The following is a 17,959-nucleotide window of genomic DNA, read 5'->3' on the forward strand; positions in this document are numbered from 1 at the left end:
TTTTATTGCCTAGCTGCAGCGCCGAGGCGCTTTCGCTTTTCTATTTTATAAATTTGCTTGCCCGCGTAAAGCCTCTGCTTTATCAGTGCGCTCCCAAGGCAGGTCAACATCTGTACGTCCAAAATGGCCGTATGCAGCTGTTTGCTTGTAGATTGGGCGGCGAAGGTCAAGCATATTAATGATTCCTGCTGGGCGAAGGTCAAAGTTTTCACTTACAAGATCAACTAAAACATCTTCACTTACCTTTCCAGTGCCAAACGTATCAATAGAAATCGAAACTGGGCGTGCCACACCAATGGCATAGGCTAGCTGAACTTCGACTTTGTCAGCAAGGCCAGCTGCAACGATGTTTTTAGCAACATAACGTGCTGCATAGGCAGCAGAACGGTCAACTTTTGTAGGATCCTTACCGGAGAAGGCACCGCCGCCATGGCGAGCATAGCCACCGTACGTATCAACAATAATTTTACGGCCAGTTAAACCGGCATCCCCTTGTGGCCCGCCAATAACGAAACGGCCTGTTGGGTTAATGAAATATTTTGTATTTTCATCAATAAGTTCTTGTGGAACAACCGGATTGATGACATATTCCTTCAAGTTCCGTTGAATTTGCTCTAACCCTACTTCCGGATTATGTTGAGTTGAGATAACGATGGTATCAATGCGAACCGGTTTGTCATTTTCATCATACTCAACGGTTACTTGCGTTTTCCCATCTGGACGAAGGTACTCAAGAACCTTATCTTTACGCACCTCTGTTAATTTGCGAGCAAGCTTGTGTGCTAGTGAAATTGGAAGAGGCATAAGCTCATTGGTTTCATTACAAGCAAAACCAAACATTAAGCCTTGGTCACCTGCTCCAATTGCTTCGATTTCTTCATCTGACATTAATCCTTCACGTGCTTCAAGGGCCTGATCAACACCCATGGCAATGTCAGGACTTTGTTCACCAATGGAAGTTAACACAGCGCAAGTTTCGGAATCAAAGCCATATTTAGCACGATCGTAACCAATACCTTTAACCGTTTCACGAACAATCTTTGGAATATCCACGTAAGTAGAAGTCGTGATTTCGCCGGCAACTAGAACTAATCCGGTTGTTACCGATGTTTCAGCAGCAACACGGGCATTTGCATCCTTTTCTAAAATGGCATCTAAAATGGAATCAGAAATTTGGTCACAGATCTTGTCCGGATGACCTTCAGTTACTGATTCAGAAGTGAACAAACGACGTTTTGTTGACATCTGAATTCCTCCTATCATATGAGATCATCGAGGTTTTATGAAGGTTACAGGAATACTTCTCGAACCTCGTGAATTGATACGGTACTCATTCCCTTAGTATGAAATAAACAAAGGATTTTTATTAGAAACTCTTTTCATAAAAGGACTTATACAAAACAAAAAACCTTACCATAATGAGGAAAGGTTGTTCCGGGCCTTTCACTCTTATCGTTCAAGGCTGAAGCCTTGCGTCAGATTAGCACCTTCGCATTTGAAAAGGACCTGTTAAGCGGTCATTCTTTTCGTATTGCAGGTTGCTGGGTTTCATTGGGCCTGTCCCTCCACCAGCTCGGGATAAGAGAGTATCCGTTCAAATCAGAATGATACGCTAAAATGATGAGTACTGTCAATAAGTTTTTCAAGAAATTTTCAGGGAGTAGAGGAAGGAAGATTTCATTATTTATTCATAATCTAAATTATTGTCATGACTGATTATAAATTATTTGAATAATGTATAAAATGTAACCTAAATTCATTTAATAGTGTAGACTATTTCTCTAAATGTGTTATACTATTTATCAATATTATGATAATAAAAACCAAAATAAAGGAAGGTTTCCGTAAATGAATTCTGTTCATATTCCAAATGAATTAAATCAACTTTTACAAGAAAGTAATGCTCAATTACAATTATCCGTTCCCCAATTAGTCGAAAAAATCTTAACCCGCAATGAAGGAACGTTAACCGCAACGGGAGCCGTTCGCGTCTCTACTGGCAAATATACAGGTCGTTCACCGCAGGATAAATTTATTGTGATGGAAGAGGCAACGAAAGATAAAATTGCTTGGGGACCGACGAATCAGCCAATTTCTGAAGCGGTGTTCACTAGCCTATATTATAAGGTTCTTGAGTACTTAAAACAACAAAATGAAATTTTTGTATTTAAAGGCTTTGCTGGAGCTGATAAAAAATCCCGCTTACCCATCCAGGTGGTCAATGAATATGCGTGGCATAATTTATTCGTACATCAGTTATTCATTCGCCCATCTGAAGATGAGTTACTTTCACATGATGGCGGATTTACGGTTATTTCTGCACCCAATTTTAAAGCCAATCCTGCTGTTGATGGTACGAACTCGGAAACCTTTATTATCATTTCGTTTGAACGGAAAATTGTTTTAATCGGCGGCACTGAGTATGCTGGGGAAATGAAAAAGTCCATTTTTTCAGTCATGAATTATTTGCTGCCTGAAAATAATATTTTTTCAATGCATTGTTCTGCGAATGTCGGTCTTGAAGGCGATGTTGCCTTATTCTTCGGTTTATCCGGAACAGGGAAAACCACTTTATCAGCCGATCCTAATCGACGGTTGATTGGTGATGATGAGCATGGCTGGTCATCCAATGGGGTCTTTAATGTTGAAGGTGGGTGCTATGCCAAATGCATTAATCTTTCGCGTGAAAAGGAACCGCAAATCTTTGACGCAATTCGCTTTGGAACAGTCCTTGAGAATGTAACAATAAATCAAGAATCAAGAATCCCTGATTATGATGATGGAACATTGACCGAGAACACGAGAGCGGCCTACCCTATGGAAGCGATTGATAATATTATTCAGCCCAGCATTGCCGGTCATCCAAACACGATTGTATTTTTAACTGCAGATGCGTTTGGTGTGCTGCCTCCAATTTCAAAATTAACGAAAGAACAAGCCATGTACCATTTCTTAAGTGGGTACACGTCAAAGCTTGCCGGAACTGAGCGTGGTGTAACATCACCTGAAGCCACCTTCTCCACCTGCTTTGGTGCACCATTCCTGCCGCTTCCTGCGACCCGTTATGCGGAAATGCTTGGTGAAAAAATATTGGAACACAATGCCAATGTCTTTTTAGTGAACACAGGCTGGACTGGCGGAGAATATGGAGTCGGCAGCCGGATGAAACTTTCCTATACAAGAGCAATGGTGCAAGCCGCTCTCGAAGGCGAACTCAACCATGTCGAAACAGTCAAAGATGAAATTTTCGGCTTAAATATTCCACTTCATATTGCCGGTGTACCAGATGAAGTCTTGCAGCCGAATAAAACATGGGCAGACCCTGCGGCCTATGAGGCGAAGGCAAAGGAACTTGCCGGAAAGTTCCGTGAAAACTTCAAGAAGTTTAATGATGTATCTTCCGAAATTGAAGAAAAAGGCGGCCCTGTTGTTTAAATATACGCAAAAGCCCATATCAATTGGATATGGGCTTTCTTATGTCCACAGGCCTGCCTGCTTAGTTCGTCGAATTTAATGATACTAATTGATAGGTTAGCGTTGTACTGTTGTTTTCCCATTCCACTTTTTTAATCAATGCGGATCCGCTTGAATCACTGTCCATCGTTTTCTTTACATCAATGGGAATTTCAATCGGATAGAGCCTGTATCCTTCCTTTACTAGCACAAAAAGATTTTCCCCTACTCTTTTCTCCCTGCCTTTTGTCACAATCATGGTATTCAATTCAAGAGGCATACCCATAAAAAAATCCGCTCCTCTGCTTGTATTAACTATTAACTATTAACTATTAACTATATATTACCATCTTTTGCTATGGTTTTTCATCCACTTTGATAAATCCTCAACGACTTTTCTATTCACTGCAGGCGGAAAATAGTGAGTAAATTCGTCAAAATACCAGCATTCAACCGGTTTGTCCAGGACTCTAAGCCTTCTTTCAAGACGATAGGCATGCTCCACGGAAACATTATGATCCATTACCCCATGAATAATTAGGACAGGTGCAGCCAATCTTTCCAGTTCAAATAATGGCGTCCGCTTCTGATAACTTTCCGGAAACTTCTCAGGGGTACCGCCAATAACCCGTTTCATCATCCTCCGTAGATCTTTCCTTTCCTCATACGTTAGGGTCATGTCACTAACTCCGCCCCAGGTAACAACAGATGCTGCTTCGGGGAACTGGATCCCTGTCAACAGCGCCATCACACCGCCGCGTGAGAAACCAAAGATATGGATTTTACGTACCCTAGAAATAGATTTCAACAGCAAATAAGCAGAAAATGCATCCTCTCTGTCTTCCCCGGCAAAATCCTCATTCCCCTCCCCGCCTTGATTGCCACGATAAAAAGGCGCAAATACAATAAAACCCTCTGAAGCAAACTGGGCAATTCGGGCGGGACGAACCTTTCCAACATTTTTAATGCCGCCGCGTAAATATAGGAACCCATCCATCGGTTCATTACCAATCGGTGCCGCAAGCAGCCCTTTCACCCTTAATCCATTTGAAAAATAGGTAATAACCGTTAATTCAACATTAGGATTTGGCGAAGGAAAGCGTATGTGTTCAAGGATTTCCCCATTATTTATCTTCATCTGCCAATCCTTCCTTTATCAAACTTATTAAAATTTATTATAACTGGGCATTCACATATTTTTCTACTTTTCATACGATATCTTAGGCAAATAGCCCAGATTTCTTAACGGTATTGAAGGAGGTTCATTTTATGAAAAAATCGTTAAAGTTCAGTTTCTCCTTTCTTCTCATTGCTATTCTCATGTTTTCATTAGCCGCTTGTAACACTGATTCCAAAACAGAGACAAAGAAATTGGAAAAAGTTCGTATTGCAGAAGTGACCCGTTCCATTTTCTATGCACCGCAATATGTTGCACTGGCAAAAGGATTTTTCAAGGCTGAAGGGTTGGATGTCACCCTAACGACTACTCCTGGTGGCGATAAAACAATGACAGCCCTTATCTCGGGTGGAGCAGACGTTGCCCTAGTTGGATCAGAAACATCCATTTATGTTTACGCTCAAGGCGCAAATGATCCGGTCATCAATTTTGCACAACTAACCCAAACCGACGGCACATTCCTAGTTGCCAGGGATAAAATCGACAATTTCTCATGGGATCTATTAAAAGGAAAAACGTTCTTAGGTCAACGTAAAGGCGGCATGCCGCAAATGGTCGGTGAGTTTGTTTTGAAAAAACATGGCATTGACCCCCATCAGGACTTAAAATTAATCCAAAATATCGACTTCGCGAATATCGCCAATGCTTTTGCCTCAGGCACAGGAGAATTCGTGCAATTATTTGAACCCACGGCCAGTATTTTTGAAAAAGAAGGAAAAGGCCATATTGTTGCTTCCTTTGGAAAAGAATCCGGCCATGTCCCATATACCACCTTTATGGCGAAAGAAAGCTTTATGAAAGAAAATAAAGCAACAATTGAAAAATTCACAAGAGCCGTTTACAAGGCACAAAAATGGGTGGAATCCCATAGTGCTGAGGAAATTGCTAAAGCGGTTGAACCATATTTCCCTGATACAGACCTTGAAATCATGACAACGGTTGTCGAGCGCTATAAGAGCCAAGGCTCGTTTGCAGCAGACCCGATTTTAGACGAAGAAGAATGGAACAATCTTCAGAGTATCATGAGGGAAGCGGGAGAGCTTCCAAAAGAAGTTGATCATAAAACGCTTGTCAACACAGAGATTGCTGAAAAAGTCATTAAAAAATAATAGGAAAGGGAGGCCGTTTATATGAGCTTTTTACACGTTCAAGATATACATCATACCTATTTCACCAAAGCCTCTGCCACCACGGCCCTCTCCGATATAACATTTACGGTTGAGGAAGGGGAATTTGTCTCCCTCCTTGGCCCAAGTGGCTGTGGTAAGACGACCCTGCTTTCAATCATTTCAAGTTTACTTAAGCCGACCCAAGGAAAAGTCTTGTTAGAAAATAAACCCGTAACTACGTCTAAAAATCAAATCGGTTATATGCTCCAGCAGGATTATTTGTTTCCCTGGAAAACGATAGAAGAAAATATCCTGATGGGCCTGAAATTATCAAAGCAGCTAAATGAAAAAAACAAATCCGCCGCATTAAACCTGCTAGACCAGATCGGTCTCTTAGGTGTGGAAAAACAACTGCCAAAGCAATTATCCGGCGGAATGAGACAGCGGGTTGCCCTTGTAAGGACGCTTGCTACTGAACCTAAATTACTCATGCTTGATGAACCCTTTTCCGCCCTTGATTATCAAACTAAGCTTAAGTTAGAGGATTTAGTGTCGCAAACATTAGCTGAATATGGTAAGACGGCCATCCTTGTTACCCATGATATCGGTGAAGCTATTGCCATGAGTGATCGCATCTTTTTGCTTTCACCCAGTCCGGGCAGAATCCATAAAATTTTTGATATGCCGGAGGAATTAAAAAAGGTGTCACCATTTGAGGCTAGAAATCATGAGGTATACCCAAGCATCTTTCAAACCATATGGAAGGAGTTGGAGTCTCTTGAGCCAGGAAAAGAAAAGACTTGAACTCCTCCATAAAAACTACATTCATTCGTTACTAATCGAACGAAGATGGGTTCGGTTTTATCAAGCAGTCATTTTTATTGTTTTTTTCTCCAGCTGGGAACTTTCAAGCCAAAAGCAATGGATTGACCCGTTGATTTTCAGTTCACCGTCTAAAATATGGAACCTATTTTTAAATAAAATACAGGATGGGTCATTAGTAACACATACAGGTGTAACCTTAACCGAAACCATTTTTGGTTTTATTCTTGGTACCTTGCTGGGCACGATATTAGCTGCCATTCTCTGGTGGTCACCGCTGGTACAGAAGATTCTTGACCCCTATCTTGTTGTACTTAATGCCATGCCGAAAGTGGCACTCGGCCCCATTTTAATTGTCGCGCTAAGTCCGGGATATCCATCAATTATTGCCATGGGTGCGATTATTTCAATCATCATCACGACCATCGTGGTTTATACTTCGTTTAAAGAGGTAGACCCAAACTATTTAAAAGTGCTGCAAACATTTGGAGCAACAAGGCTTCAATGCTTTAAAGAAGCCATTCTCCCGGCAAGTTTTCCAACGATTATCTCGACCTTAAAGGTGAATGTCGGCTTGTCATGGGTTGGTGTCATTGTTGGAGAATTCCTGGTATCGTCCCGCGGCCTTGGTTACATGATTATTTACGGCTTCCAAGTATTTAATTTTTCACTTGTATTCTTATCGCTTTTAGTCATTGCTGTTATTGCAACAATTATGTATCAGCTTGTGGAGCTTTTAGAGAAAAAACTCATTAAGGAATAGTGACGATTGCGGCTATTCCTTTTTGAGAATTTGTTTAATACATTCTTCGATGACTTCGTCCTGCATGATAAAGCTGAAGTTATCTCCAAACCGCAGCTGCAAAATGTCGCCATTAAGGGCAACAGGGCCATTTGTTTCAAAGTAAGTGTTGGTTTTCTCCACCCTTTTAACCGTTCCGAAAAAAACTGCCTTTACAAATGATCCATTGTGGTCAGATACCCTATACTCAGCAATAAATTCTAAGCCGTCAAGAATGGCCCCGGTTTCCTCAAAGGTCTCGCGTCGAGCAGCCTCTTCAAGTGTTTCCCCTAATTCCACTTTTCCACCGGGAAATTCAAGACCGCGTTGTTTATGATTCGTTAAAAACCAACCATCATTATTTTTGCAGATAACCAGCACATGCATTACTTCCTCTTCGAAGGCACCATGGGAAAAAGAAAGTTCAACCTTGTTTCCGTTCCGATCTAAAAACTGTTTCATAAATTTACTCGCTCCATTTTTTCATTATGCTATAATTATAAACAACAAAAGGGAAATCCTAAAGGTTAGGATTTCCCTGAAAAGTATTATTTCGGTAATATATTCATGCTATCAATATGACTTTTCGCTTCATCATCACCAAGTTTATGCAGCATACCATACACTTGTTGAATCGTACTATCGTAGGCATCGTTTTCCCGGTCATAATGATATTGAACATATGGTACATGGGCCCGAAAAAAGTTTTTCCATTCTGTTGAATAGTTTTGGTCAAACAGCTCGCGTAATTGGGTAATTTCTTCATCATTTGCTTGAATTTTATAGCTCCATGTAGAGCTGGTGGCATTCCTTGTTATATGTCCGGTTCCAACATCAATATAATACATTTTCTTCTGTTCGTCCATTGCATCATCCCCTTTTACTCTTTAGTAATGTACAAATAGAAAAAAATTATTCTTTTTCAAATTTCGACTCATTTTTTAGAAATGAATACGATATAATAAACATACATTCAAGAAAACAGATTTTTCAGTCAATTTTAAAGTAGGAAGGCAGGGATGATTTGTTTCTTTTATGGGTATTCAATAAGTATAAACAATATTAACCAGGAGGTGTTGTAATGAAATTAGTCGATGAATTATATGAAATGTATCGAAACAAGTTAACGGGGGATGAAGAGGATATTGACATGCTGACATTCGCCTTTTTAGAAGAGATGTCACATGAAGATCTTCTTGCATTAATCCAAGAGATGGATAAACAAGAACTGTATGATTTAATGGGACTTTACCTAATCGAAAGCTTAAAGGGGAAATTTGCCCAAGAAGAGTACGGACAACATCGAGCACATACTTTTTATCCAAGAAATATTCATTGATTTTACATATCATCATTCCAGGGAAGCATGATTGCTTCCTTTTTTGTGCACTTTCGTCCTTAATTAAACCAAATTCATGGTACAATGAGTGGTAAAGGGGGGAAGAGACATGTATACGGTCTTAGTGGTTAGTATTATTATTGTCATCGTCGTTTTGCTTCTGGCGGTTATTACCACCTCAAAAGCATACTCCTATAAACATAGTGTGGATTCATTAGAAGATAATCCTTATTTGAACGAGGAGAACAAACACCAGGAATCTGATCAAGCCCAAAGGAATGCGTAAAAAAAATCCTATTCTAAGTGAATAGGATTTTTTTATTTTGTTCCACCACTATGGCAAGGCGCTTCCGCTTTTCTATGCAAAAACCTGTTTTAAATCCTCTTTGCTTTGCTCAAGCCAAAAGCGCATTAGGCGCTTGGCACCTTCTAAATCGTGCAACTTCGCTTGACCACATTGTCTTTCATTGGCAGCAGGGATATCGATGATTTCAACTGCATCCTTCATTGTATCCTCAAGAAGATCAATGATTTCCTCAACAGTAGGTTCGCCGCTGACAACAAGGTAATAACCAGTTTGGCAGCCCATTGGAGAAATATCAATAATATCAAAGTGGTCGTATTTTTCAGAATGCTTACGAATATTGAATGCTAGCAAATGCTCAAGTGTATGAATCACATCAGGCTTCATTGCCTGTTTGTTCGGCTGACAAAAACGGATATCATATTTATTAACAACACCATCACTTCCTACCTTATGGACACCACAATGTCTCACATAAGGGGCTTTAACGGCATTATGATCTAAATCAAAGCTTTCAACTGAAGGCATGAATATCACTCCTTATTCTTATCTATTTATCATCATACACCAAATCCCGACCTTTTTCATCCACTTAGTTATAATTAACATTTTAGACCTACATTTAAATCTGTGATATGGTGGATGTAAATAATAATAAGGAGACAAATCCATGTTAAAAAAAATCTTTCTTTCGATTATTCGTTTTTATCAAGTTGCCATCTCACCATTAAAACCACCAACATGCCGATTTTATCCTACTTGTTCGCATTATGGAGTAGAAGCAATTCAACGCTTTGGCGCTTTAAAAGGTGGCTGGCTCACCATTAAGCGAATTTTAAAATGTCATCCCTTTCATCCCGGAGGAATTGATCCTGTTCCTGAAAAAAAGGAGCATTAATCTTGATAACCATCCACCACTAAATCAAGTTTTCCTGTTTTAGGATCAATCACTAACCCATGAACAGGAACACCTTTTGGCAATAATGGATGATGTTTAATCATGTCTACACTGTGTGCAACACTATCATTCACATTATCGAACCCTTGTAGCCATTGTTTAATGTCGATACCTGAATAGGAAAGTGTATCAAAGGTTTCGTCAGTTATTCCCCGCTCTTTCATGCTCTCAATTACAGGTTCCGGTTTCATGCCGCTCATGCCGCAGTCATGGTGTCCGATTACTAAAACTTCCTGTGCCTTTAATTGATATACTGCAACCAGAATACTTCTCATCACACTTCCAAAAGGATGCGACACAAGTGCGCCAGCATCTTTAATGATTTTGGCATCCCCATTTCCTAAGTTTAATGCTTTTGGCAATAACTCCAACAAACGTGTATCCATACAAGTTAGGATTACCATCTTCTTATTCGGGAATTTCGTTGTTTCATATTTCTCATACTCATGGTCTTCTACAAACTTATGATTGTAGTCTAAAATCTCGTTCAATATTGTCATCTTAATACCGCCTTTCTATATAAGCATACATAATATTCCTTGTTTGAAACAAATTTTATACTTGCATTTAGGCTATTTTTTTTGTAAGATACATATGGAAATCGGAATCGTTCCGTATTATGCACTTATCTCTTTTTTGAAGATAAAAAATTTTTCGATTATAAATCGTAATTAATCCGATTTAATACATCTTTAAGGAGTCTTTATGAAAAAAATTATCTTTCTTCTTTCATTTTTATTACCTTTAAGCCTTATTTTATCCGCCTGTTCGAATGACAAAAACCAGTCACCCGAAAAAAAGAATCAATTAACCATTTATACAACAGTATTCCCACTTCAATATTTTACTGAACGAATTGGCGGTAAATATGTAGACGTAAAAACCATCTATCCTCCAGGTGCCGATGAACACACATTTGAACCATCGCAAAAGGATATGATGAATTTAGCCGATTCAGACTTATTTTTCTACATTGGGCTTGGTCTTGAAGGTTTTGTGGAAAAAGCAAAAGGGACATTAAAAAATCAAGATGTAACTTTAGTTCCTACGGCTAATCAACTGCAATTACCAAAAGATCAGCATGCTGCTGAGGAAGACGAAGGGCATGACGACCATGACCACGGTGATGTAAACCCGCACGTTTGGCTTGACCCGGTTTATTCAAAAGAGATGGCTGCAGTTATTCGTGATGCACTAGCAAAAAAGATGCCGCAAAACAAAGAACTTTTCAATGAAAATTATCAAAAGCTGGCAGCAGAATTAGATGAATTGAACAGTGAATACGAGCAGACCATTTCAACTGCGAAGCATAAAAAAATTATTGTGACACATGCCGCTTTTGGATATTGGGAAAACCGTTATGGCATTGAACAAATTAGTATTTCAGGTCTCTCGACAACCAATGAACCAACACAAAAAGAACTTGAGAAAATCATCTCAATCGCCGACCATGACGGTTTACACTATATTCTTTTTGAACAAAATGTCCAATCAAAACTTGGTAAAGTCGTCCAAAAGGAAATTGGTGCAAGGGCATTGCCGATTCATAATCTGGCTATTTTATCCCAAAATAACATTAAAGATAAAGAAACTTATTTTTCATTGATGAAGGCAAATCTTGATACATTAAAAACAGCTTTAAATAATTAATGGTGCAATATTTGGTTTATTGCCCAAATCCTAAACTTGTTTCCTTTCACTCTCATGGATGCTGTTATGTAAAACATCAAATGCTATTACTGTATTACCGAAACTTTAAGGAGTGATACGAATGGCACAGGATGTTTTATGTGAAGTAAATAACTGCACGTTTTGGGCTAAAGGAAATAAATGCAGTGCCGACAAAATCTATGTAGTTAGCCATACAGGTGATACGGCTGATACAAGTAAAGAAACCGATTGTCAGACATTTGAATCAAGCGATTTATAGTATTGCAAGGACCAGGCAAACCATTTTGCCTGGTTCTTTTAGTGTGTAAAAGGATAAGTTCTTTTTGTTAATAAAATTTTCTGCAGCCTTTTTTCATTTATTTCATACCCAATACCGGGGTTTAATGGAACATCGATCACTCCATTTTCAACGGTTACTTCTGGTGAAATAATATCTTCTTCCCAAAAACGGGTTGATGCGGATATATCTCCAGGAATAGTGAACCCCGGCAGGGAAGCAAGCGCAATATTATGAGCACGGGAAATACCAAATTCGATCATGCCCCCACACCAAACGGGGATCCCTTTTTCAAAGCAATAATCATGAATTCGTTTGGCTTCATAAAGACCGCCAACGCGGCCCACTTTTATATTAATTATTGTACAGCTCCCAAATTCTACTGCTTTCCTGGCATCATCAAAGCTCACGATGCTTTCATCTAAACAAATAGGTGTCTGAATCTCCTTTTGAAGGAGAGCATGTTCGATAATATCATCATGTCCCAGCGGCTGCTCAATCATCAATAGATTAAAGTCATCTAATGCTTTTAATCGGTCAATGTCTTTTAACGTATAAGCTGAATTGGCGTCTGCCATGATCGGCAGGTCTGGATAGTGCCGGCGAATTTCTGCAAGAAAAGAGTAATCTTGATTTGGATTTATTTTAACTTTAATCCGCTGATAACCCTCCGTAAGATATTGCTCAATTTGCTGGAGTGCTTTTGCCGTAGAATCTGTCGCTACCACCACACCTGAAGCAATTACTGTGCGTGTACCGCCAATCATTTTTGAAAGGGTTTCTGAATGAGACTTTGAATATAAATCCCATAATGCTGTTTCAAGCGCCGCCTTTGCCATGTTGTTTCTTCTAACCGAACTGAAAAGATGTGAGGCATCCTCAGGGTGTTTGATTGGATGTTTTTCCAGCAATGGAATCAAAATATCCGTTAACATATGTAAACAGGTTGCAACCGTTTCTTCGGTATACCACGGCGTAGAAAAGGCCACCCCTTCACCAAAGCCTGAAAGGCCATCTTTATTAGTGATCTTTACGATTATCCCTTCACGGTCTTTTACCTCTCCTAGATGCGTTAGAAAGGGGGACTTTAAGGGCATTTGAATAACAAAGAGCTCAATCGAGGCTATTTTCATTGTCAGCCACCCACTCTCGCAGTTCTCTTCTTAGTAGTTTTTTGGCAGCGTTTCTCGGAAGTTTTTCGATAAAATAAAAGGCTTTCGGCACCTTATATTTAGCTAGTTGAGTATGACAAAATTGTTGAAGTTCATCTTTGGTGATTTCTTCTCTTTTTACAATAAATGCAGCCGGAACTTGCCCCCATTTTAAGTCATCAATTCTTGTCACACCTGCATCTGCGACCGCAGGATGTGCTAGTAAAACCGCCTCAATTTCTGCAGGGTAGATGTTTTCTCCCCCTGAAATAATTAAATCAGAACGGCGGTCAATAACATATAAAAATCCTTCCTCGTCCATGTAGCCAATATCTCCTGTATAAAACCAGCCATCGCGGAATTTTTCTTTTGTTGCTTCAGGACGATATAAATAGCCCCGTGTAACATTTGCTCCTTTTACGGCAATTTCACCCGCTTCACCGGCTATAGCAGGACAACCATTATCTAAGACAATTTTAAGCTGTGCCGGGAACAAAGTCTTTCCGGCTGAACCGAGCTTCGCTAGGCTGTATTCCGGTGAGAGTGTCACAATTTGCGAGGAGGATTCTGTCATACCGTACGTTTGAAATACTGGAATTTCCTTTTCCACGCAAGCTTGCAATAATGGCAGCGGTGCAGGACCACCCCCTAGGAGCATACAGCGGAATTGATCTGGAAGCCTTCTGTCGTTAAGTGCTTCAACTATACCTGTTAACATTGTTCCTACCACTGACATAATCGTTACCTTTTTTTCCTGAATATCTGTAATCGTTCTTTCTACGTCAAAGTGGTCATGAAGGACAATCGGCATGCCATAGATGACACTGCGCATGAGGATGGAGAAGCCGCTAATGTGGAAAAGCGGAACAGAACAAAGCCAGCAATCACTTTCCATTTGTCCTAAATTTAATGCAGAGCCAACAGAACTCCACCAATGGTTCCCATATGTCTGCATAACACCTTTTGGGTTACCGGTTGTGCCAGAGGTGTACATGATCGTACAGATGTCAGATAGGCTGATTTCGTCTATGATAGCTGGTTCCACTGGTTCAACTTGAAATAGCCTTTCTTTCGTTATCGTTTTTACCCTTGATAATTGTTCAAGTTCCATTTTTTCAAATGATTCTTCAAGAACGAGGAATGATGCTTTGGAATCATTTAGTTGCCAAGCTAGCTCAGCGGGAGTTAACCGATTGTTTAAAATAACGGCTTTGACTCCTAAAAGCTGGAGGGCAAATAAAATCACCACTGTATCAAGGTGATTTTTCAATAATACGCCCACATACTGGTCTTGTTGTAGACCAAGGGCCTGAAGCTGTCCTGCGACTTTAAGGGAGCGATCATATAGTTCTTTAAATGAATATGTTTTCTCCTGAAAATAAACCGCCGTCCGATCAGGAGTGAGAAATGCCCGTTTATTTATGAAATTTGGCATGGTTTCGTTTGGCATTTTAAGCACCTTCTTTTTTATATAAAAACAGCCTGATGGAGTCCATCAAGCTGCTAAAAAATTTTTTTCCCATCAAGGAAAACGAGGGAATTGACCGAAATCGGGCTTGCGCTTTTCTTTGAATGCGTCGCGGCCTTCTTTTGCTTCATCTGTTGTATAGTAAAGCAATGTCGCATCCCCGGCAAATTGCTGAAGTCCTGCTAATCCATCCGTATCAGCATTCATGGCAGCTTTTATGAAACGGAGAGCTGTTGGACTTTTCTCAAGCATTTCTTCACACCATTTAATGGTCTCATCTTCTACTTGCTCCAGAGGAACAACCGTGTTAACTAAGCCCATATCAAGCGCTTCCTGCGCATTGTACTGACGGCATAAATACCAAATTTCGCGGGCTTTTTTATGGCCGATAATTCTTGCTAGGTAACCTGAACCGTAACCGGCATCAAAACTTCCAACCTTAGGACCTGTTTGTCCAAACACAGCATTATCAGCTGCAATCGTTAAATCACACACAACGTGAAGTACATGGCCGCCGCCAATGGCATATCCTTTTACCATTGCAATAACTGGTTTTGGAATAACACGGATTAAACGCTGTAAATCGAGAACATTTAAACGAGGAATTTGATCTTCGCCAACATAGCCTCCATGTCCCCTTACCTTTTGGTCACCGCCAGAACAGAATGCCTTATCTCCTGCACCTGTTAACACAATTACACCAATGCTGGAATCATCACGTGCATGAGCAAAAGCGTCAAACATTTCCGAAACCGTTTTAGGTGTAAAAGCATTATGTACATGTGGTCGATTAATTGTGATTTTCGCAATACCATTATAAGTTTCATATAAAATTTCTTCATATTTACGTCCTGGAACCCATTCTACTGTCACAATAAAATCCTCCTTTATCGTTTTTTTGACAAAAAGTCACTTACTATTGTACCAAACTTTTCTCGTTCTTCCACATGAATTGCATGTCCGCTATTTTCAATGACAATCCAAGTACCCTTTTTAAGGGTCTTCAGCATCTGCTCTGCAATCCTACAAAACTTTTTATCTTCCCCGCCTGTAATCAGCAAGACTTCACAGGAAAGTTCGTCTAATTGTTCCCACCAGGAAGGCTGTGAGCCCGTCCCCATTCCTACTAAACTGTTGGCGAGCCCTTTTGGAGAATTGCTTAGCTTCTGAGACCTAATGGTTTCACGTACCTGGGCTGAAAGCTGCTTCATGGTGGAAAATAGGGGAATATCTTCCCAATAATCAACAAACGAATTAATCCCTTGTTCGGTAATAAATTTTGCAAGTTCTGCATCTTTCATGCGGCGAAGTTCTCTTTCTTCGTCTGTCGCAAGACCTGGAGAGGCGCTTTCGAGAATTAACTTGCGAACCTTGTTTGGAAAAAGAAGCGCAAAAGTAAGTGCAAGTCTGCCACCCATCGAATACCCAAGTAGGTCAACTTGACTAACACCTAAAACATTTAGGATACAATTTAAATCATGTGCGGCTGATTCTATTTGATAACGCTGCAAATCATCAGGGGACTCCGTTTTACCATGCCCAATTATATCAGGGACAATTAACATCGAATGCTTCGACCAGGCATCATAAAACGGCTGCCATGTAGAAGCATCCCCCGTAAATCCATGTAATAACAAAAGCGGAAACCCTTCACCGTGAACTTCAACCTGATATTGAATTCCGTCGACAGCAACCTCCATTACTGGCCACCTTTGACAAAATTTGATATTTCCTGGGAAACAGAGCGCCAAAAATCGCGATGCTCATCACGATTTTTCTCTCTTTTTGTCGCAAGCTCGTAAACATGAATACCAGATTGACCGTCACTTTTCTTCATTTCCAATTCTAAGTGCTGCCAATCATTTATTTTTATAAATTGTCCGTTAAACATTCTCACAGCATGTTCAAATTCAATATCTAGCGGTGTCCCAAAAAGGAGTTCAAAATTCTTAGGATGCTCTGATTGCGGCAGGAAGGAAAAAATCCCGCCCCCATTATTGTTCACAAGAATAATATGAATCTTTATATCATAAAGTTTTGCTGCAATAAGACCATTTAAATCATGGAAGAAGGTTAAATCCCCTAGTACCAAATATAAGGACTTAGAGTATAAAGCCGCACCTAATGCCGTGGAAACTGTTCCGTCAATGCCATTAGCTCCCCTGTTCGCCATTACTTTAATGGATTTATTGTTATTTAAGAAAAAGCTGTCTAAGTCGCGAATCGGCATACTATTGCCTACAAAAAGTGTAGCCCCTTCAGGCAGCATATCTGCTAATTGATAAAACAATTTGCCTTCACTTAATTCAGTTAGATCGCGAATAGGAGTCATATTTCCTTTTGTTAGCGCATTAACCTTTTTCCAATTATCCAAATATCCCGATGGAGCTTTACTGTCTAAATAAGTTACCAGCTCTGCGCAAAAATTCGCCTCATTGCAAAAAATCATTTCCGTTGTTAATGCTGCCGGATCACGCCAGCTGCCTCCACCGTCCACAACCAATTGATCTGCAGCGTGATTTTCTTTTAAAAATATCGTTAACGCTTTGGAAATAGGCATTGCCCCAAATCGTAAAACAATATCCGGCTTAAGGAAGGCTTTGGCATCTGCATTCCTTAAAAATGTATCATATGATTCAACTATATTTTCAAAGCTATGTTTACCACTTCTTAACTGTGATAATGGGTCGGCTAAAATAGGATAGTTTAATTCTTTAGAAAGGCGTGTTACTGCTTCAGCAAAGTGTTTGTCAGCAATGTTCCCGCAGACAATAACCCCTTTTTCCTTCCCGCTTAATTGTTCCGCAATCCTTTTAAATTGCTCATTATCTATTGTTAAGTCCCCATTATGAACCTTAACATAACCTTTTGGCCGCTCCGTTAGCTGGAAAAGTGCATTATCCAATTTCGGAATGAGCGGTTCACGGAAAGGAAAATTCAAATGGACAGGTCCTGAGGGTTTTGCAGCAGCAATGGCTGCAGCTCGGGCACAAACTGTCCGGACATAGCGGATCATTTCTTCGCTTTTCTCCGGCACGGCCATTTCCGCAAACCATTTTACATGATGACCATATAAATGAATTTGATCAATTGCCTGCGGTGCTCCCATTTCTCTTAGTTCATGCGGTCTGTCAGCCGTAAGGACTATTAATGGTACCCGCGAATATTTCGCCTCAACAATCGCTGGAAAGTAATTGGCCGCAGCAGTACCGGATGTACAAAGGATGGCAACTGGTCTGTTTATTGCCTTAGCAATGCCTAATGCAAAAAAGGCAGCAGAGCGTTCATCCACATGAATATGAACGTTTAGCTCAGGATGTTCTGCCATCACCATTGCCATCGGGGTAGATCTTGAACCAGGACTGACGACAACATCGGTTACACCTGTTAAAACTAGTTCTGATACAAATGCTGCAATATAAGCTGTTAATGATTCCTGATGATTCATG

Annotated in this window: 21 protein-coding genes and 1 riboswitch; of the genes, 9 read left to right on the forward strand and 12 right to left on the reverse strand. The window is 40.1% G+C overall.

Annotation, left to right across the window (positions count from 1 at the left end; translation table 11 throughout):
* Window positions 1-45: 45 nt before the first annotated feature.
* On the reverse strand, window positions 46-1,245 hold the full coding sequence (gene metK, locus ACIQXV_RS25840) for a methionine adenosyltransferase (RefSeq protein ID WP_402964022.1): 1,200 nt from the start codon (window positions 1,243-1,245) through the stop codon (window positions 46-48).
* Window positions 1,246-1,446: 201 nt separating this feature from the next.
* A riboswitch (SAM riboswitch) is annotated at window positions 1,447-1,585 on the reverse strand.
* Between the two features lie 263 nt (window positions 1,586-1,848).
* On the opposite strand from metK, the gene pckA reads away from it, so the two are divergent.
* On the forward strand, window positions 1,849-3,435 hold the full coding sequence (gene pckA, locus ACIQXV_RS25845; protein WP_402964025.1) for a phosphoenolpyruvate carboxykinase (ATP): 1,587 nt from the start codon (window positions 1,849-1,851) through the stop codon (window positions 3,433-3,435).
* A gap of 61 nt (window positions 3,436-3,496) precedes the next feature.
* Here the strand turns inward: pckA and ACIQXV_RS25850 are convergent, their stop codons facing one another.
* Together ACIQXV_RS25850 and ACIQXV_RS25855 are read right to left on the reverse strand one after the other, a co-directional pair.
* Entirely contained in the window at window positions 3,497-3,739 is a 243-nt protein-coding gene (locus tag ACIQXV_RS25850) for a DUF2584 domain-containing protein (protein WP_402964028.1), read from the reverse strand.
* A gap of 57 nt (window positions 3,740-3,796) precedes the next feature.
* A complete protein-coding gene (locus ACIQXV_RS25855; RefSeq protein ID WP_402964031.1) occupies window positions 3,797-4,591 on the reverse strand; it encodes an alpha/beta hydrolase family protein in 795 nt (264 codons plus the stop codon).
* A 131-nt stretch (window positions 4,592-4,722) separates the two neighbouring features.
* Here ACIQXV_RS25855 and ACIQXV_RS25860 point away from each other — a divergent pair, with 131 nt between their 5' ends.
* The 3 genes from ACIQXV_RS25860 to ACIQXV_RS25870 are packed head-to-tail and all read left to right on the forward strand — an operon-like array spanning window position 4,723 to window position 7,324.
* Entirely contained in the window at window positions 4,723-5,739 is a 1,017-nt protein-coding gene (locus ACIQXV_RS25860) for an ABC transporter substrate-binding protein (RefSeq protein WP_402964034.1), read from the forward strand.
* 21 nt (window positions 5,740-5,760) lie between these two features.
* Window positions 5,761-6,543 (forward strand): ABC transporter ATP-binding protein, encoded by a 783-nt coding sequence (locus ACIQXV_RS25865; RefSeq protein WP_402964037.1) that lies wholly within the window; start codon window positions 5,761-5,763, stop codon window positions 6,541-6,543.
* Window positions 6,518-7,324 (forward strand): ABC transporter permease, encoded by an 807-nt coding sequence (locus ACIQXV_RS25870; RefSeq protein WP_402964040.1) that lies wholly within the window; start codon window positions 6,518-6,520, stop codon window positions 7,322-7,324. Before ACIQXV_RS25865 ends, ACIQXV_RS25870 begins: the two co-directional genes overlap by 26 nt.
* Window positions 7,325-7,336: 12 nt before the next feature.
* Here the strand turns inward: ACIQXV_RS25870 and ytkD are convergent, their stop codons facing one another.
* Both ytkD and ACIQXV_RS25880 read right to left on the reverse strand, forming a co-directional pair.
* Window positions 7,337-7,804 carry an RNA deprotection pyrophosphohydrolase gene (gene ytkD / locus ACIQXV_RS25875; RefSeq protein ID WP_402964043.1) on the reverse strand — a complete coding sequence of 156 codons (468 nt, stop codon included), beginning with the start codon at window positions 7,802-7,804 and terminating at the stop codon, window positions 7,337-7,339.
* Window positions 7,805-7,890: 86 nt separating this feature from the next.
* A complete protein-coding gene (locus ACIQXV_RS25880; RefSeq protein WP_402964046.1) occupies window positions 7,891-8,208 on the reverse strand; it encodes a hydrolase in 318 nt (105 codons plus the stop codon).
* 215 nt (window positions 8,209-8,423) lie between these two features.
* Here ACIQXV_RS25880 and ACIQXV_RS25885 point away from each other — a divergent pair, with 215 nt between their 5' ends.
* Together ACIQXV_RS25885 and ytzI are read left to right on the forward strand one after the other, a co-directional pair.
* Window positions 8,424-8,681 (forward strand): DUF6154 family protein, encoded by a 258-nt coding sequence (locus tag ACIQXV_RS25885; RefSeq protein ID WP_149871335.1) that lies wholly within the window; start codon window positions 8,424-8,426, stop codon window positions 8,679-8,681.
* 109 nt (window positions 8,682-8,790) lie between these two features.
* Window positions 8,791-8,967: a YtzI protein gene (gene ytzI / locus ACIQXV_RS25890; protein WP_402964050.1), complete on the forward strand. Its 177-nt coding sequence runs from the start codon at window positions 8,791-8,793 to the stop codon at window positions 8,965-8,967.
* 72 nt (window positions 8,968-9,039) lie between these two features.
* On the opposite strand, the gene ACIQXV_RS25895 is transcribed toward ytzI, so the two are convergent.
* Window positions 9,040-9,513 carry an S-ribosylhomocysteine lyase gene (locus tag ACIQXV_RS25895; RefSeq protein ID WP_402964053.1) on the reverse strand — a complete coding sequence of 158 codons (474 nt, stop codon included), beginning with the start codon at window positions 9,511-9,513 and terminating at the stop codon, window positions 9,040-9,042.
* Between the two features lie 142 nt (window positions 9,514-9,655).
* Here ACIQXV_RS25895 and yidD point away from each other — a divergent pair, with 142 nt between their 5' ends.
* Window positions 9,656-9,883, forward strand: coding sequence for a membrane protein insertion efficiency factor YidD (yidD, locus tag ACIQXV_RS25900; protein WP_402964056.1), 228 nt, complete (start codon window positions 9,656-9,658; stop codon window positions 9,881-9,883).
* Here the strand turns inward: yidD and ACIQXV_RS25905 are convergent.
* Entirely contained in the window at window positions 9,880-10,443 is a 564-nt protein-coding gene (locus tag ACIQXV_RS25905) for a beta-class carbonic anhydrase (protein ID WP_402964059.1), read from the reverse strand. The genes yidD and ACIQXV_RS25905 overlap by 4 nt on opposite strands.
* 205 nt (window positions 10,444-10,648) lie before the next feature.
* Between ACIQXV_RS25905 and ACIQXV_RS25910 the strand changes: the two genes are divergently transcribed.
* Together ACIQXV_RS25910 and ACIQXV_RS25915 are read left to right on the forward strand one after the other, a co-directional pair.
* Window positions 10,649-11,593 carry a metal ABC transporter substrate-binding protein gene (locus ACIQXV_RS25910; RefSeq protein WP_402964062.1) on the forward strand — a complete coding sequence of 315 codons (945 nt, stop codon included), beginning with the start codon at window positions 10,649-10,651 and terminating at the stop codon, window positions 11,591-11,593.
* 121 nt (window positions 11,594-11,714) lie between these two features.
* Complete coding sequence (locus ACIQXV_RS25915) at window positions 11,715-11,873, forward strand: DUF1540 domain-containing protein (protein WP_402964065.1); 159 nt, start codon at window positions 11,715-11,717, stop codon at window positions 11,871-11,873.
* A 38-nt stretch (window positions 11,874-11,911) separates the two neighbouring features.
* Here the strand turns inward: ACIQXV_RS25915 and menC are convergent, their stop codons facing one another.
* The 5 genes from menC to menD all read right to left on the reverse strand — a co-directional run bounded on the left by menC (window position 11,912) and on the right by menD (window position 17,958).
* Window positions 11,912-13,024, reverse strand: coding sequence for an o-succinylbenzoate synthase (menC, locus tag ACIQXV_RS25920; protein WP_402964068.1), 1,113 nt, complete (start codon window positions 13,022-13,024; stop codon window positions 11,912-11,914).
* Window positions 13,005-14,492, reverse strand: a complete 1,488-nt coding sequence (locus tag ACIQXV_RS25925) for an o-succinylbenzoate--CoA ligase (protein ID WP_402964071.1) — start codon at window positions 14,490-14,492, stop codon at window positions 13,005-13,007. The genes menC and ACIQXV_RS25925 overlap by 20 nt, the downstream gene beginning before the upstream one ends.
* Window positions 14,493-14,564: 72 nt before the next feature.
* Complete coding sequence (menB, locus tag ACIQXV_RS25930; protein ID WP_402964074.1) at window positions 14,565-15,383, reverse strand: 1,4-dihydroxy-2-naphthoyl-CoA synthase; 819 nt, start codon at window positions 15,381-15,383, stop codon at window positions 14,565-14,567.
* A gap of 14 nt (window positions 15,384-15,397) precedes the next feature.
* Window positions 15,398-16,210, reverse strand: a complete 813-nt coding sequence (gene menH, locus ACIQXV_RS25935) for a 2-succinyl-6-hydroxy-2,4-cyclohexadiene-1-carboxylate synthase (protein WP_402964077.1) — start codon at window positions 16,208-16,210, stop codon at window positions 15,398-15,400.
* Window positions 16,210-17,958: a 2-succinyl-5-enolpyruvyl-6-hydroxy-3-cyclohexene-1-carboxylic-acid synthase gene (menD, locus tag ACIQXV_RS25940; protein WP_402964080.1), complete on the reverse strand. Its 1,749-nt coding sequence runs from the start codon at window positions 17,956-17,958 to the stop codon at window positions 16,210-16,212. The genes menH and menD overlap by 1 nt, the downstream gene beginning before the upstream one ends.
* Window position 17,959: the final 1 nt, after the last annotated feature.

Origin of the sequence: Neobacillus sp. NPDC097160 (assembly GCF_044762155.1) — a bacterium.
GTDB lineage: Bacteria > Bacillota > Bacilli > Bacillales > Cytobacillaceae > Neobacillus.